Here is a 13833-nt window from a genome sequence, read left to right as displayed (position 1 = left end):
ACGCGGGAAGCGTCAGGGCTTGCAGTGAGAGCGCAGGTCCAGACCCAGGTCGAGGTAGGCGCGCGCGCCGCTCTTCCAGAACTTGCGCATCACATGCTCCGCCTGGGGCATGGTGCGGGCGGTGCCCGAGCCGCAGACCTCCGTCTTGATGGTGGCCGCGTAGGCCTCGAGGGAGGCCTGGTCGAGGAACGCAGCGCCATTGTCCACCGCGGACATGTGGCAGGTGCGGCAGTAGGGCTTCACGACGCCGTTGTAGAGGGTCAGGCCCTTCTGCTTCGTCTGCTTCCATTGGGTGGGGACGTAGGTGTCATTGGCCATCGCCGTCACGTCGCTCACTGCCTTGGGCGCGTACATGCCGGTGATGAAGTCGCTGATGCCCGCAGTGGGCGAGGTCCTCGTGATGAGGTCGTTGAGGGAGCGCAGCGCGTTGGCCTGCTCGGCGTAGGTGAAGCCCGGGGCGTTGGAATACCGGAAGCTGAAGACGTCGAAGGGCAGGAACTTCGCCTGGCCGGACACGGAGTTCGTGTTCGCGTTGTAGGTCGCCCGGATGCCATGGCACGTCAGGCAGTTGCCGGGCACGAAGGTGTTGTCGGCCGCGTTGTCGAGCTGGGCCTTGGGGGCCAGGAGCCCCTGGGCGTCGTAGACCATGAACTGGACGCTGTTGGCGGTGTTGGCGGGCGGCGTGTAGACCATGGCCACGGTGGCGAACTCGTTCGTCCGGCTCACCGCGTCCGCGAGCGCAGTGGCCGAGCTGCCGCCGAAGACGGGCACGCCGTCCACCTGCTCGGCGTAGTTGCTCACGTAGCAGGCGACGCCCGTCTGGGATTGCGGCGTCAGGAAGGAGCGGCAGTGCATCTCCCGGCCAATCCCCAGGTCACCGTCGTTGTAGTAGGTCGCCGTGACTTCGCTGTTGGGGAAGCCGAACTTCGTCCGGAAGGCGGCGAGCGTCGCGGGCGCCTGGATTTGCGCGTAGTACTGCAGCGTCTCGGCCTCCTCGGCGGCCTGGCTCGGAAGGTTGCTCTGCTTCTTGCCCAGGAACACGGTCCGACTGCCCGGGGGCGCGTCGACGGGGCTGTTCCGGGTGGAGACCAGGGCGGAGCGGTTGATGCCCACGCCCTGGCAGTTGGTGCCGAGGACGTCCCAGGGCTCGTTGACGTTCTCGGCGAAGCAGCTCCCGTAGGTGATGTCGTCGAAGGTGTAGAGCTTCGTCTCGCCGCCCGGGTCCTTGGCCACCGCGCGCACCTTCACCAGTCCTCCCGTGGACCAGCGCAGCCCGAACCCGACGCCGGGGACGGGCGTGGCGTTGACGCGAAACTGGTAGAGCGGCTCCGTCCGGTTGAACGAAATGGGGGAGGTGGAGGTGGTGGTCGTGGCGAACTGGGTCCAGTTGGCGTCGACAGTGGGGTCCAGGCCCGGATTGTTCATGACCTGGAGTGAGATGGGGGTGTTCGGCTCGGGGTAGTAGCCCTCGAACAGGAACGACTCGCCAATCACCGGGTCTGGGGTGGTGGTGCCGTTGTGCGGGCCGGTCATGCAGGCCGTCGCGGCCACCAGCGAGAGACACACGAGTGCGACACGCCGGGATGGAATCGGCGACATGGACGGAGCTCCTTCTCGGGAAGGCGCCCGGAATGGGCTGCTCCCCCGGACGAGAACGGAACTCCCCCGGAAATCCCCTCACCTAGGGCACGTAGACGGTGTTGATGCCCGGAGCCGCCGGGTCGTAGAGCACGACGATGACGTCGCGGCTGGGGAGGAAGTCGAACTCGGACGCGTGGTCCAGGGAGAGGCGGCCCTCATACCGCTCGCCGCGCACGATGAAGCTCCAGCGCAGCTCCGTGGGCGGCGGCCCCTCCTTGCGCACCGGCTTCCCGGCGCCGAAGTACGTCACCCGCGCGAGAATCGGGATGCCCACGCGGGCCGCGCGCGACTCACGGTGGTTGGCCCGCAGGACGAGCAACACGCCCACGGCGCCCACGAGGGGAAACACGAGCATCAGCCCTCCCACGCGCCCGATGGGGCTGAGGGTGGTGCCACGGATACGGGCCTGACTTCCGCGCGACTCGAGGACCACGCGCTGGCCCGGGTGGAAGCTACCGCCCCGCTCGCAGCTGCGCCCCACCAGCCCGCCGTCCTCCGCGTGGAAGCGCGCGCAGTACACGGGCGCATGCCTGCGACTGCGCATCCCCACCTCGACCGAGTCGACGACGCCGGGGACTTCGAAGGAGCTCAGGTCCAGCAGCAGGTCCCCCGGGGTGCGATGGGACTCGAGGAAGGCACAGCTGAGCCAACCGGCGAACAGGAAGAAGAGGCAGCTGTAGAGCACGACGCGCTGGGGGCCCGCGAAGGCGAGCACCAGGCGCCGGGCCCCCTTCGAGGGCACGCGCGGCGCTCTCGGGACGCTCGCGAGCACGGCACGCGCCCGCTCGAGGTCGTCGGACAGCACATCCGCGAAGGCTGCTCGGTTGGTCTCCGGAGGTGGGTCGGACGCTGGCCACAAGGACATGCGAAGGCATTAAATCAGACCCTGGCCGCCTGAAAGCAGGAGCCGAGAAGGGCCGCTGACGGGGGCCGTCCGGACTCACCATGGCTGCTGACCGGAGGCTTCCTGGAAGACCGTCCCAGGAAGCCTTGGGAAGCACCCGGGTCCCCGGCTACTTCGCCCACTCCGTGTGGACGAAGCCGGCCTCGGGCCTGTCCCGGCGCTGGTAGGTGTGCGCGCCGAAGGCGTCGCGCTGGGCCTGGGTGAGGTTCTGCGGCAGCTCCGCGCTGCGGTAGCTGTCCAGGTACGCCAGCGACGTGCTGAACACCGGCACGGGGATGCCCGCCTTCGTGGCCACGCCCACCAGCCTGCGCCAGGCGGGCGCCAGCCGCTCCAGCACCGGCGCGAAGGCGTCCGACACCACCAGGTTCGGCAGCGCCGGCTGGTGCTCGAAGGACTCGCGCAGCGGGGTGAGCAGCTTCGCGCGGATGATGCAGCCGCCCCGCCAGATGCGCGCCATCTCCGCCAGCGAGATGTTCCACTTGTACTCGGTGGACGCCGCCTGGATGAGCCGCATGCCCTGCGCGTACGTCACCACCCGCGCCGCATACAGCGCGTCGTGCGCCCAGGAAGCCAGCTGCGCCTTCTCCTCCGCGGTGAGCGCCTCGGAAGGGCCCTTCAGCTTGCCGCTCGCCGCCACGCGCTCATCCTTCATGGAGGACAGGGTGCGCGCATCCAGCGCCGAGGCAATCGACGGCACCGGGACGCCGAGGTCCAGCGCCACCTGCACCGTCCACTTGCCGGTGCCCTTCTGGCCCGCCTTGTCCAGCACCAGGTCCACCAGCGGCCGGCCCGTCTCCGCGTCCTTCTTGCGCAGCACCTGGATGGTGGTCTCCAGCAGGAAGGACTCGGCGATGCCCTCGTTCCACTTGGAGAACAGCTCCGCCAGCGCGCCCGCGTCCAGCCCCAGGCCCCGGCGCAGCACGTCGTATGTCTCCGCCAGGAGCTGCATGTCCGCGTATTCGATTCCGTTGTGCACCATCTTCACGAAGTGGCCCGCGCCGTCCGGACCCACGTGGGTGACGCACAGGCCCGACTCCGCACGCGCGGCGATGGCCTCCAGCACGGGGCGCACCAGCGCGTACGCCTCCGGCGGGCCGCCCGGCATGATGGAAGGACCGTTCCGCGCGCCCTCCTCGCCGCCCGACACGCCGATGCCCAGGAAGTGCAGGCCCTTCGACTTGCACAGCTCCTCGCGGCGGCGCGTGTCCAGGAACCACGAGTTGCCCGCGTCCATGATGACGTCACCCGGCGACAGCAGCGGGAACAGGCGCTCCATCATCTGGTCCACCGCCGCGCCCGCCGTCACCATCAGCAGCACCTTGCGCGGGCGCTCCAGCCGCTGGACGAACTCCTCCAGCGACGCGGTGCCCTTCACCTCCGGGTGCCCGTACTTCTCGTGCATCTGGTCGATGCGCTCCGGATGCCGGTCCCACACCGTCACCCGGAAGCCACGGTCCGCGATGTTGAGGGCCAGCGCCGCCCCCATGACGCCCATGCCCGCCACACCGAACTGCGCGCCCGCTTCCGCACTCATGATTCCCTCCTGAGGTCCTGTTCGCGCCCGCTCACCGCCCGGCGGCGGCCGAATCCAGCATCCACTGCGTGTTCGTCACCCGGGCCGCCGGCAGGGCCACGTCCCCCGCCATCGCCCGGCGCACCGTGTCCCGCTTGCCCGCGCCCGCCACCAGGTTGAGCACCGCGCGCGCCGACAGCAGCACCGGCAGCGTCAACGTCATCCGCCACGGCGGCGGCTTGGGGCCCACCACCGCCAGCACCCGCCGCTCGCGCTCCTCCAGCGCGGGGTGGCCGGGGAAGAGGCTGGCCGTGTGGCCGTCCTCGCCCATGCCCAGCAGCACCACGTCCAGCACCGGGGGCAGCTTCTTCTCGTAGTCCCGCGCGGCGGCGTCGCGGTCCTCGCGCTCGCCCTCCATGCGGAACACCTGCGAGGAGGGCAGCCGCAGCGGCCCGAGCAGCGTGTCCTCCACCATCCGGTAGTTGCTGTCGGCGTGGTCCGGCGGCACGAAGCGCTCGTCCACGAAGAAGAGGTCCACCCGCTCCCAGGGAAGCTTCACCTCCGCGAGCGCCCGGTACGCGGGGCCCGGCGTGCCTCCGCCGGACAGGGCCAGGCTGGCGCGAGGGCGCGCGGCGAGCGCGTCCTGGAGCCCGCGGGCCAGCCACGCGGCGGCCTCCCGGGCCAGCGACTCCGAGGGGACGACGAGCGGGGCCGCGAAGCTCATAGCCGCGTCCACCGCCTGCCGTCACGGGCCAGCAGCGCGGCGGCGGCGTCCGGGCCGGACGTGCCCTGCGCGTAGGTGTGGATGTCGCCGCCCTCGCCGGACTCCAGCGCCCGGAGGATGGGCGTCACGTAGGACCACGCCTGCTCCACGCTGTCCTGCCGCGCGAAGAGGGTGGCGTTGCCGCGCATGCAGTCCAGCAGCAGCCGCTCGTACGCCTCGGGCACCGGCTGGTCGAAGCTCTCCGCGTAGTTGAAGTCCATGGTGACGCCCGCGATGCTGACGTCCTCGCCGGGCACCTTGGACTCGAAGGAGAGGGCGATGCCTTCCTTCGGTTGGATGCGCAGGGTGAGCACGTTGGGCTGCAGGCGCTGGCACGTGGCGCCCTCGCCGGAGAACAGGCCGATGGGCACCGACTTGAAGTGGATGGACACCTCCGTCAGCCGCTGCTTCAGGTTCTTCCCCGCGCGCAGGTAGAAGGGCACGCCCTGCCAGCGCCACGAGTCCACGTTCATCTTCATGGCCACGTATGTGGGCGTGCGCGAGTCGGGCTTCACGCCCTTCTCCTGGCGGTAGCCCTGGTACTGGCCCGCCACCACCGCGTGCGACACGTCGCGGCCCTCCAGCGGGCGCAGTGCGCGGAACACCTTGTTCTTCTCGTCGCGGATGTCCTCCGCGCCGAAGGACACCGGCGGCTCCATGGCGCACAGCGCGAGCACCTGGAGCAGGTGGTTCTGCACCATGTCCCGGATGACGCCCGTCTCGTCGTAGAAGCCGCCGCGGTTCTCCACGCCAATCTTCTCCGCCGCCGTGATTTCCACGTGGTCGATGTGGTTGCGGTTCCACAAGGGCTCGAAGATGGCGTTGGCGAAGCGGAAGACGAGGATGTTCTGCACCGTCTCCTTGCCCAGGTAGTGGTCGATGCGGAACACCTGCCGCTCGTCCAGCACCGCCGACAGCTCGCGGTTCAGCTCGCGCGCGCTCTCCAGGTCGTGGCCGAAGGGCTTCTCAATCACCAGCCGCCGCCAGGGCGTCTGGTGGGGGCGCTCCTCGCGCGTCAGCAGGCCGGCGCCCGCGAGCCCATTGAGGATTTGCGGGAAGGTGGAGGCGGGGGTGGCCAGGTAGTAGAGCTGGTTGCCCTCGGTGCCGTGGCGCTGGGCGACCTGCTCCAGCTTCTCCTTGAGGCGGGCGAAGGAGGCCGCGTCGTCATAGCCGCCGGAGATGCCCTCCAGGCGCGGGGCGAAGCGCTGCCAGGTGGCCTCGTCGAGCGGCTGGGTGCGGGCGAACTTCTGGAGGCCGGCCTTCACGTGCTCGCGGAAGGCATTGTCGTCCAGCGTGGAGCGGCTGAAGGCGACGACGGCGAAGTGCTCGGGCAGCAGGTTGGCGCGGGCCAGCTCGAAGAGGGCGGGGAACAGCTTGCGCTGGGCCAGGTCCCCCGTGGCGCCGAAGAGCACCACCGTGCACGGGTCCGGGCGGCCGGCGCGCAGCACCGGGTCTCCTTCGCGGGGGTGGGTCTCGATGTGCAGGCCCTGCGCGTCCATGTCGCTGCCTCCCTCGGGGGTGAAACGGCGGGCACCTTACGCCGCCTTGGCTTCCGCCTGGCAAGTTCGAGTGCACGCAGTGACAGGGGCGCAACGTCCGCTCGGACCTCGAGGGAAGCTGCCGTCACCCGCGCGACGCCGCACGAGCCTTTTTGCCCGCCCATGTAACGGCGGCAGAGCAGGCGCGCCACCTGGCGGCTGCTGTCCGCCGCTCGCGAAGCTCCAGGGCGGCGCGCAGTCCCCGGTCGAGGTGGGGGGCCGGGGCCCGTCCGGCCGCATGCCTCGGGGACACCCGGGCGGGGGCTGGAAGGTGATAAACCCCCGGGCCCATGACGTCCCACACGGCTGCCCCCGCCATCACGCCATGAAGTACGCCGTCACGCTCTGGTTCTGGCTCGTCTTCGCCGTCACGGCGCCCATGCTCTTCACGCTGGGGGCGCTGCTGCTGCTCGTCACGTACCCGTTCGACAGGGACAGGCGGCTCTTGCACGGGCTGGTGTGCCGCTGGTGCCACTGGATATGGCTGCACGCGTCGCCCGGCTGGCGCACGCGCATCGAAGGCCGCGAGCAGATTCCGGCCGGGCCCTGCGTGCTGGTGGTGAACCACCAGTCCGCCGCGGACATCCTCGCCGTCATGGGCCTGTTCCACCCGTACAAGTTCGTGGCGAAGGCGTCGCTGTTCTCCCTGCCGCTGGTGGGCTGGATGATGACGCTGCTGGCGTACGTGCCCATCGTCCGGGGCTCGTCCACCGCGATGCACCAGCTGCTGGACCCGTGCCGGCGGTGGCTGCGCCGGGGCATGCCGGTGCTCATCTTCCCCGAGGGGACGTACTCCACCGGAGGCCAGCTGCTGCCCTTCAAGCGGGGCGCCTTCCAGCTGGCGCTGGAGGAGCACGTGCCGGTGGTGCCGGTGGTGGTGGAGGGCACGCCGAGCCTGCTGCACGGCGACGGCCCGTGGATGAGCCCGCGCGCCTCCATCCGCGTGCGCGTGCTGCCGCCGCTGCCACCCGAGTCGTTCGGCCCGGACCCGGCGGAGCTGGCCAGCCGCGTGCGCTCGCTGTACGAGCAGACCCTGTCCGCCACCGGCTGAGCCGGCGGGCGTTGGTTGAATGAAAGGAAGCCCCATGCGCCTGCCCCTCTTCCAGGTGGATGCCTTCTCCTCCCGCGTCTTCGGCGGCAACCCCGCCGCGGTGTGCCCGCTGGAGGCGTGGCTGCCGGACGCGGAGCTCCAGGCCATCGCCCTGGAGAACAACCTCTCGGAGACGGCCTTCTTCGTCCGCGAGGCCGACGGCTTCCGGCTGCGCTGGTTCACCCCCGCGCAGGAGGTGGACCTGTGCGGCCACGCCACGCTCGCCGCCGCGTGGGTGCTCTTCCACCGGTGGGAGGTGGGGCTGGAGCGCGTGGAGTTCGCGTCGCGCTCCGGGCCGCTGGTGGTGACGCAGGAGGCGGACGGGTGGCTGGCGATGGACTTCCCCTCGCGCCCGCCCTCGCCGTGCCTGGCGCCCGCGGGGCTGGTGGAGGCGCTGGGCGCGGCGCCTCGCGAGACGTTCGCCTCGAGAGACCTCGTCGCCGTCTTCGACTCGGAGGAGCAGGTGCGCGCGCTGCGGCCGGACCTGGCGCTGCTGGCGAAGCTGGACACCTTCGCGGTGGTGCCGACGGCGCCGGGGAAGGACTCGGACTTCGTGTCGCGCTTCTTCGCGCCGCGCGCGGGCGTGCCGGAGGACCCGGTGACGGGCTCCGCGCACTGCTCGCTGGTGCCGTACTGGGCCAAGCGGCTGGGGAAGAAGTCGCTCCTCGCGCGTCAGGTGTCCGCGCGCGGCGGCGAGCTGCGCTGTGAGGAGCGCGGCGCGCGGGTGCGCATCGCAGGCCAGGCCGCGCTGTACCTGGAGGGCTTCATCACCTGGTGACGGAAGTGCGGGCGTCACCCGTCAGCCGGGGCGGAAAAAGCCGGTCCGGCTGCGGATGGTGTCGGCGAGTACAAATGACCGACTGAGCATGCGCGCCGCGTGCGTTAGCGTGGCGGGTCATGCGCACATCCCTCGCGATTTCTCTACTGCTGTTGCTGCTGGCCGTGCCGGGCCAGGCCGCGGTGCCGTCCGGCTTCACGGAGACGAACTACACCTCCAACGCCATCACCCCGGCCACGGGCATGGCGTGGGCGCCGGATGGCTCGGGCCGCCTGTTCATCACCATCAAGAATGGTCCGGTGGTGGTGGTGACGATGAAGGACGGCGTCCTGGAGACCACCCAGACCGGGGGCGGCATCCTGGTGACGCGGACGTTCGCGACGGAGCCCGTCGTCTATACCTCCAGCGAGTGCGGCGTCATCGGCATCGCGTTCGACCCGAACTACGTGGTCAACCGCTACGTCTACCTCTTCGTCACCGTCTCCGCGTCCGAGCAGCAGATTGTCCGCTACACGGACGCCAATGGGACGGGCACCGCGCGCACGGTGGTGATTCCAAGGCTGCCCACCCGGGGCGCCAACCATGACGGCGGCGGCATCGGCTTCGGGCCGGACGGGAAGCTCTACTGGGCGGTGGGGGACCTGGGCAACGGCACGGGCGTGGACGCGGACCTGACGTCGCTCGCGGCCAAGGTGGGGCGCGCCAACCTGGATGGCACACCCGCCAACGACAACCCGTTCAATGACGGAGTGGGGCCCAACAACGAGTACATCTGGGCGAGAGGTCAGCGCAATCCCTTCACCCTTACCTTCCAGCCAGCCACCGGGCTGCTCTGGGTGAACACGGTGGGAGATGGCTACGAGCAGGTCTTCGTCGTGAGCAGGCGCTCCCATGCCGGCTACAACGATTACGAGAACAACCAGCCCGAGGGTAACGACTACATCACGCCCGTCATCAAGTACCGCACCAACGGCGTGGACGAGCGCGGCATCACCGGGGCCGGCGCGGTGCGCAGGGGCGGCGTCACCACCTTCACCACCGAGCAGCGGCATGGCCTGCGCAAGGGCGAGAAGGTGGAGGTCTTCAGCGTGGGGACGGAGAGCTTCAACGGCACGTTCTACGTCGCCAGCGTCCTGTCCGTGCCCGACGCCACCAACTCCACCACGTTCACCGTGGCGCAGCCGGGGCTACCGGATGCGAACAGTGGCGGGGGCCTGGTGAGGACCCAGGCGCTGGGAGGCTCCATCACCGGTGGCACCTTCTACGACGCCACGCTCTTTCCTGCGGCGTTCCGCGGCAACTACTTCTTCGGCGACTTCAACTCCGGGCAGGTGACGCGGGCCACGCTGGCGCAGGACAACTCCGTGGCCACGGTGGACTCGTGGGGCACGGGCTTCAGCTCGAACGTCGACATGGCGGTGGGGCCGGATGGGGCGCTCTACGCCTTGAGCTACACCAGCGGAACGCTCCGCCGCATCACTCCGACAGCGACGGGGCAGAAGCTGGTGGTGTCCGGGCTCAACCTGCGCGTGGTGGAGGGCGGACGCGCCGCCTTCACCGTGCGCCTGGCCGAGGCTCCTGCCGCCGCCGTCACCGTGCAGGTGATGCGCGCCATGGGCGGCTCGCCGGACCTGGGCGTCTCCGGGGACGCGCAGATGACCTTCTCGACCACGGACTGGAACGTGCCGCGGGTGGTGATGCTGGAGGCGGCGGTGGATGCGGATGCGGCTCCCGATACCGCCACCTTCACGGTGACGGCGGACGGGATGGCGACGGAGTCCGTGGTGGCCACCACCATTGACGACAACGCGCCTCGGCTGGTGCTGTCGTCCACCCGCGTGGGCGTCCCGGAGAACAACACGGCGACCTTCGAGGTGGCGCTCGACAAGCAGCCCTCTGGAACCGTCAACGTCACCGTGGCGCGCACCCGGGGGGACGGTGACATCCTCGTGCAGGACGGGGCCTCGCTCAGCTTCACCACCAGCAACTGGAGCACGCGGAGGGTCGTCACGCTGCGGGCCAACCCGGACGCGGACAACCTGGAAGGCACGGCCATCATCACCGTGGCCGCGGCGGGCCTGGATGCGCGCGAGGTGGAGGCCGTCGAGCTGGATGACGAGCCGCTGGCGCCCGGCATCACCTCCACGCCTGTCACCACCGCCGTGGTGGGCAATCCCTACCGCTACGACGTGGAGGCGAGCGGGCGGCCGGCTCCGACGTTCTCGCTGGTGCGTGGGCCGCAGGGGATGAGCATCGATGCGGCCACCGGCGTCGTCTCCTGGACGCCTTCGGCGCCGGGCGCGGAGCAGGTGACGGTGCGGGCGAGCAACGGCGTGTCACCGGACGTGGAGCAGTCCTTCACCGTCACCACGATGGATGATGTGGCGCCGCGGGCCGTCCTCACGCGTCCGGTGGAGGGCGAGCGGGTGGTGGGGGCCACGGCGGAGTTCTTCGGCGACTGCGTGGACGACGTGGGCTGCACTCACGCGGAGTTCTACGTGGATGGGGTGCTGCAATACACCGACAGGCAAGCGGGCAATCACTTCCACTTCGGCGGTGAGCACAACCGCTGGGACACCACCGCGCTGTCGCCGGGCGGGCACATGCTGCGGTTCGTGGTGGTGGACACCGCGGGGCGGCAGGCCGAGGCCCAGGTGAAGGTGTGCGTGGGCGAGGGGAGCTGCGACCTGGCCGAGCCGGATGCCGGGACGGATGCGGGCACGGATGCCGGGACGGATGCGGGCACGGGCGGCACGGATGCGGGGGCGAGCCCGCCGCCTCTCGAGGAGGAGAGTGGCTGCAACTGCGGCGTGGCTCCGGTGGGGCCGCTCGCGTGGCTGGCGCTCGCGGCGCTGGCACTGCGTCGGAGGCGGGCGCGCGAGGAGTAGGACGGGGCTTCAGGTGCCGTTACGTGTAGCGCGCTGGCCGGTCCGAGGGCTGGAGCCATCAGTGGTTCCAGTGCCTCGGCCGTCCATGGCCTGTTCGCTGGTGGTACTTGTACTGGGAGGCACTCGATGACGCTACGCCGGGCGGTGCCACTGCTCCTGCTGTTGGTCGTTACCGGCTGCTCGACAACCCGGGTCGTGCGGCTGGACACCGGCGATGGCTCGTTCGTCATTGCTCCTTCCGAGGAGCAAGGTGCCGAGTTGGAGGCGGCTGAACTCGACGATGAGGAGTTCAGGGAAACAGTGGTGGAGCTTGCTCGGGACGTGCGGCCCGTGCGCAATCCCATGCAGGCGGCCCGGGAGCTTTTTGGCGTTCCTTCCCGGAGTGGGGTGTATCGGTACGAGCACCGCCACCAGCGGCTTCTCGCCCAGGGCCCTGAGGACGCAGATGGTCCGCATCTCCTGGAGTCCTACGCGGACGAGGAGCTGACGCGTGCCTACGGTCAGTGGTGCGCGCGGAAGCAGCAGCCCGGGGACTGTCTGCGCCTTCTGGATGAAGGTCCGCTGCTGGCCAGCGACGGCAAGTACACGCTGGCCATGGCCATCGCCATGGATTCGGTCTGGGCGGAGACAGCCGAGGCCCTGGAGGACATGGCGGACCCCAATGCCGTCATGGCCGCCCTCACGGCTTCGGTGACGATGTATCTGCTGCTCTGGGCGCTACCCGAGCCGGTGAGCAAGGGCCTGGCCGCCACCCTGACCGCCGTCGCCATTGCCTACCTGGGCGTGGACACGGTGTGGCTCCTGCTGGACGGGTGGCTGACGCTGGTGCGCGAGGTGGACCGGGCCACCTCCTTCGAGCAGTTGCAGGCGGCGGGTGAGGCGTACGGCGAAGTCCTCGGGAAAACGCGGCGCGCGTCTTCGTGATGCTGGCCACAGCCGCCATTGGCAACACGGCGGGGCTGGCGGCGAAGTCCGCGCGGCTACCCGGCTCGGCCCAGGCGGCGCTCGCCGTGGAGTCGCAGGCAGGCTTTCAGTACGCGGCGGTAGGCAGCGTGCAGTCGGTAGCGGTGACTGCCGAGGGCTTCACCATTGCGCTTGCGCCCAATGCGGTCGTCATGGCGAGCCGGCAGAGGCGTCAGAGTCACCACCTTGCTACCAACAAGAACAGCATCTCCGCTGCTCGCGGAGGGCCCTGGACGCCAGAGTTCAGGAGGATCTTCCGGAAGGCGGGGATGGAACTGGAGGACTCCGAGAACATCATTGATGTCCCAGGCCACAAGGGTCCTCATCCGCAGGAGTACCACGAGGCTGTCTACGAAACGCTCCGCGACGCGACACTGACATGCCGCACAGTGGCTGCATGTCGCAAGGCGCTAACGGTCGCACTCGAGGAACTGGCTGTGGAAGTCACGACGAAGGGAACGAGGCTTCACAGGCTCGTGACCCGCGGCAAGTGATGTAGAGAGGACATCCACCATGCCCAAGAGATACTTCAGGCTCAAAGAATACATGAAGGCCGGGAACTGGGATCTGGGTGACCCTTTGGACGAGCAAGGCCAAGAGGTGGAGAACCCCTATATCTTCACAGCCGGCCAACCGGTTCGTGTCACCGGCCACCTGACAGTACCCATCGACGGGCGAGGGAGGCGATTGGAGTTCTGCACAGCGGGTATCGGTGCTGCACCTGTCGTCCATGTCCGGGTGGCAGCCCTCATCGCGGAGCTGGCTCCCGATGACGTGCAGTTGCTCCCGGTGGACATCAAGGGCTACCCGGACCAGTACGTCATCTTGGTGGCCACGAAGCGCATCCGCTGCATCGACGACAACGCCTCCGAGGAGGTGCGTTACTGGAAGCCCGAGCACGGGCAGCCGGAGCGGGTCGGCGACTACAAAGTCGTGGCCGGGCTGCGCATCGACCCTTCGAAGGTGGGTGACGCGAAGGTCTTTCGCACCTGGGGTTGGGACATCGCCCTCATCGTCTCCGAAGACATCAAGAAAGCCGTGGAGCGGGTGAAGGCCACGGGCGCGAAGTTCGTGGACGTGTAGCCCCGGGCTTCAGGCCGGGACGACTCTCTCCTCAGGGGAGAGTCCGGCCGCCTCGTCCAGCGCCCTGCTCAGGGCGAAGGCCGGAGCGACCAGCGTGTCCAGCTCCGCGACGGTGTCCGGCACGCCGTCCTGCTCCGCCTCCAGCAGCCCACCCACGATGGAGAAGCGCTTGTAGGCGTCACGCAGCGCCAGCACCCGCTCACGCACGCGCGGGTTGCGCAGCACGGCGCGGGACTCGGGTGTGACGTGCTGGAGGTCGAGCGCCTCGTCGAGCTCCGCGTCTCCCACCTCCTCGTCCTTCACGCCGAAGAGCTTCATGAACCGGTCCCCGAGTCCCTCGGGCTCCAGCGTCAGCTCCGGCGGCAGCGCATCCCCCAGCTCCAGCCGCACCACCGTCACGATGCGATGGCCATTGCCGCCATGCCGGCTTTCCGTCAGCACCGAGAGCTGCCGCTCCTGGTGGAGCCCCTGTATCTCCATTCCACCCTCTTTGCTCTTGCTGAAGACCCAGTCGTTGCGGGCCGCGAAGGTGCTCCACGCCTCGTGCCGCTCCCTGCGCGCTCGCGACGTGAAGAACCAGAGCACCGCGATGAGGGCCAGGACGAGCAGCACGTGGACGAAGGAGAACGGGGAGCCGCTGGACATGTGACGCGAGCATCCTCTGGGACGGGC

Annotated in this window: 10 protein-coding genes and 1 pseudogene; 5 read left to right on the top strand and 6 right to left on the bottom strand. The window is 69.6% G+C overall.

Annotated features, from left to right (window positions below; genetic code table 11):
* Positions 1–12: 12 nt before the first annotated feature.
* The 5 genes from LXT23_RS00370 to zwf all read right to left on the bottom strand — a co-directional run bounded on the left by LXT23_RS00370 (position 13) and on the right by zwf (position 6320).
* Complete coding sequence (locus LXT23_RS00370; RefSeq protein WP_253978027.1) at positions 13–1599, bottom strand: hypothetical protein; 1587 nt, start codon at positions 1597–1599, stop codon at positions 13–15.
* Between the two features lie 82 nt (positions 1600–1681).
* On the bottom strand, positions 1682–2506 hold the full coding sequence (locus LXT23_RS00365; protein WP_253978026.1) for a hypothetical protein: 825 nt from the start codon (positions 2504–2506) through the stop codon (positions 1682–1684).
* 148 nt (positions 2507–2654) lie between these two features.
* Positions 2655–4079, bottom strand: a complete 1425-nt coding sequence (gene gndA / locus LXT23_RS00360) for an NADP-dependent phosphogluconate dehydrogenase (RefSeq protein ID WP_253978025.1) — start codon at positions 4077–4079, stop codon at positions 2655–2657.
* A gap of 31 nt (positions 4080–4110) precedes the next feature.
* Positions 4111–4782: a 6-phosphogluconolactonase gene (gene pgl, locus LXT23_RS00355; RefSeq protein ID WP_253978024.1), complete on the bottom strand. Its 672-nt coding sequence runs from the start codon at positions 4780–4782 to the stop codon at positions 4111–4113.
* Positions 4779–6320 (bottom strand): glucose-6-phosphate dehydrogenase, encoded by a 1542-nt coding sequence (gene zwf, locus LXT23_RS00350; protein ID WP_253978023.1) that lies wholly within the window; start codon positions 6318–6320, stop codon positions 4779–4781. Before zwf ends, pgl begins: the two co-directional genes overlap by 4 nt.
* 364 nt (positions 6321–6684) lie before the next feature.
* Here zwf and LXT23_RS00345 point away from each other — a divergent pair, with 364 nt between their 5' ends.
* The 5 genes and pseudogenes from LXT23_RS00345 to LXT23_RS00325 all read left to right on the top strand — a co-directional run bounded on the left by LXT23_RS00345 (position 6685) and on the right by LXT23_RS00325 (position 13161).
* Positions 6685–7410: a lysophospholipid acyltransferase family protein gene (locus LXT23_RS00345; RefSeq protein ID WP_253978022.1), complete on the top strand. Its 726-nt coding sequence runs from the start codon at positions 6685–6687 to the stop codon at positions 7408–7410.
* Between the two features lie 34 nt (positions 7411–7444).
* A complete protein-coding gene (locus tag LXT23_RS00340; protein WP_253978021.1) occupies positions 7445–8227 on the top strand; it encodes a PhzF family phenazine biosynthesis protein in 783 nt (260 codons plus the stop codon).
* 119 nt (positions 8228–8346) lie between these two features.
* The gene (locus LXT23_RS00335; RefSeq protein WP_253978020.1) at positions 8347–11115 is read left to right on the top strand and encodes a PQQ-dependent sugar dehydrogenase; all 2769 of its coding nucleotides are present in this window, start codon (positions 8347–8349) and stop codon (positions 11113–11115) included.
* Positions 11116–11241: 126 nt separating this feature from the next.
* Positions 11242–12572, top strand: a pseudogene (locus tag LXT23_RS00330) (AHH domain-containing protein).
* A 19-nt stretch (positions 12573–12591) separates the two neighbouring features.
* Positions 12592–13161 (top strand): imm11 family protein, encoded by a 570-nt coding sequence (locus LXT23_RS00325; RefSeq protein WP_253978019.1) that lies wholly within the window; start codon positions 12592–12594, stop codon positions 13159–13161.
* A 9-nt stretch (positions 13162–13170) separates the two neighbouring features.
* Here LXT23_RS00325 and LXT23_RS00320 read toward each other — a convergent pair whose 3' ends face one another.
* Complete coding sequence (locus tag LXT23_RS00320; RefSeq protein ID WP_253978018.1) at positions 13171–13806, bottom strand: hypothetical protein; 636 nt, start codon at positions 13804–13806, stop codon at positions 13171–13173.
* Positions 13807–13833: the final 27 nt, after the last annotated feature.

The sequence above is a fragment of the Pyxidicoccus xibeiensis genome, assembly GCF_024198175.1.
Taxonomy (GTDB): Bacteria; Myxococcota; Myxococcia; order Myxococcales; family Myxococcaceae; genus Myxococcus; species Myxococcus xibeiensis.
Note: the sequence above shows the minus strand (reverse complement) of the source record. Positions and strands in the feature narration are given on the sequence as shown.

What these genes read in the sequence shown, in the direction of transcription:
- LXT23_RS00320 (WP_253978018.1), bottom strand. Translation starts at nt 13,806, where the DNA reads ATGTCCAGCGGCTCCCCGTTCTCCTTCGTCCACGTGCTGCTCGTCCTG.
- LXT23_RS00335 (WP_253978020.1), top strand. Translation starts at nt 8,347, where the DNA reads ATGCGCACATCCCTCGCGATTTCTCTACTGCTGTTGCTGCTGGCCGTG.
- gndA (WP_253978025.1), bottom strand. Translation starts at nt 4,079, where the DNA reads ATGAGTGCGGAAGCGGGCGCGCAGTTCGGTGTGGCGGGCATGGGCGTC.
- LXT23_RS00345 (WP_253978022.1), top strand. Translation starts at nt 6,685, where the DNA reads ATGAAGTACGCCGTCACGCTCTGGTTCTGGCTCGTCTTCGCCGTCACG.
- LXT23_RS00365 (WP_253978026.1), bottom strand. Translation starts at nt 2,506, where the DNA reads ATGTCCTTGTGGCCAGCGTCCGACCCACCTCCGGAGACCAACCGAGCA.
- zwf (WP_253978023.1), bottom strand. Translation starts at nt 6,320, where the DNA reads ATGGACGCGCAGGGCCTGCACATCGAGACCCACCCCCGCGAAGGAGAC.
- LXT23_RS00340 (WP_253978021.1), top strand. Translation starts at nt 7,445, where the DNA reads ATGCGCCTGCCCCTCTTCCAGGTGGATGCCTTCTCCTCCCGCGTCTTC.
- pgl (WP_253978024.1), bottom strand. Translation starts at nt 4,782, where the DNA reads ATGAGCTTCGCGGCCCCGCTCGTCGTCCCCTCGGAGTCGCTGGCCCGG.
- LXT23_RS00325 (WP_253978019.1), top strand. Translation starts at nt 12,592, where the DNA reads ATGCCCAAGAGATACTTCAGGCTCAAAGAATACATGAAGGCCGGGAAC.
- LXT23_RS00370 (WP_253978027.1), bottom strand. Translation starts at nt 1,599, where the DNA reads ATGTCGCCGATTCCATCCCGGCGTGTCGCACTCGTGTGTCTCTCGCTG.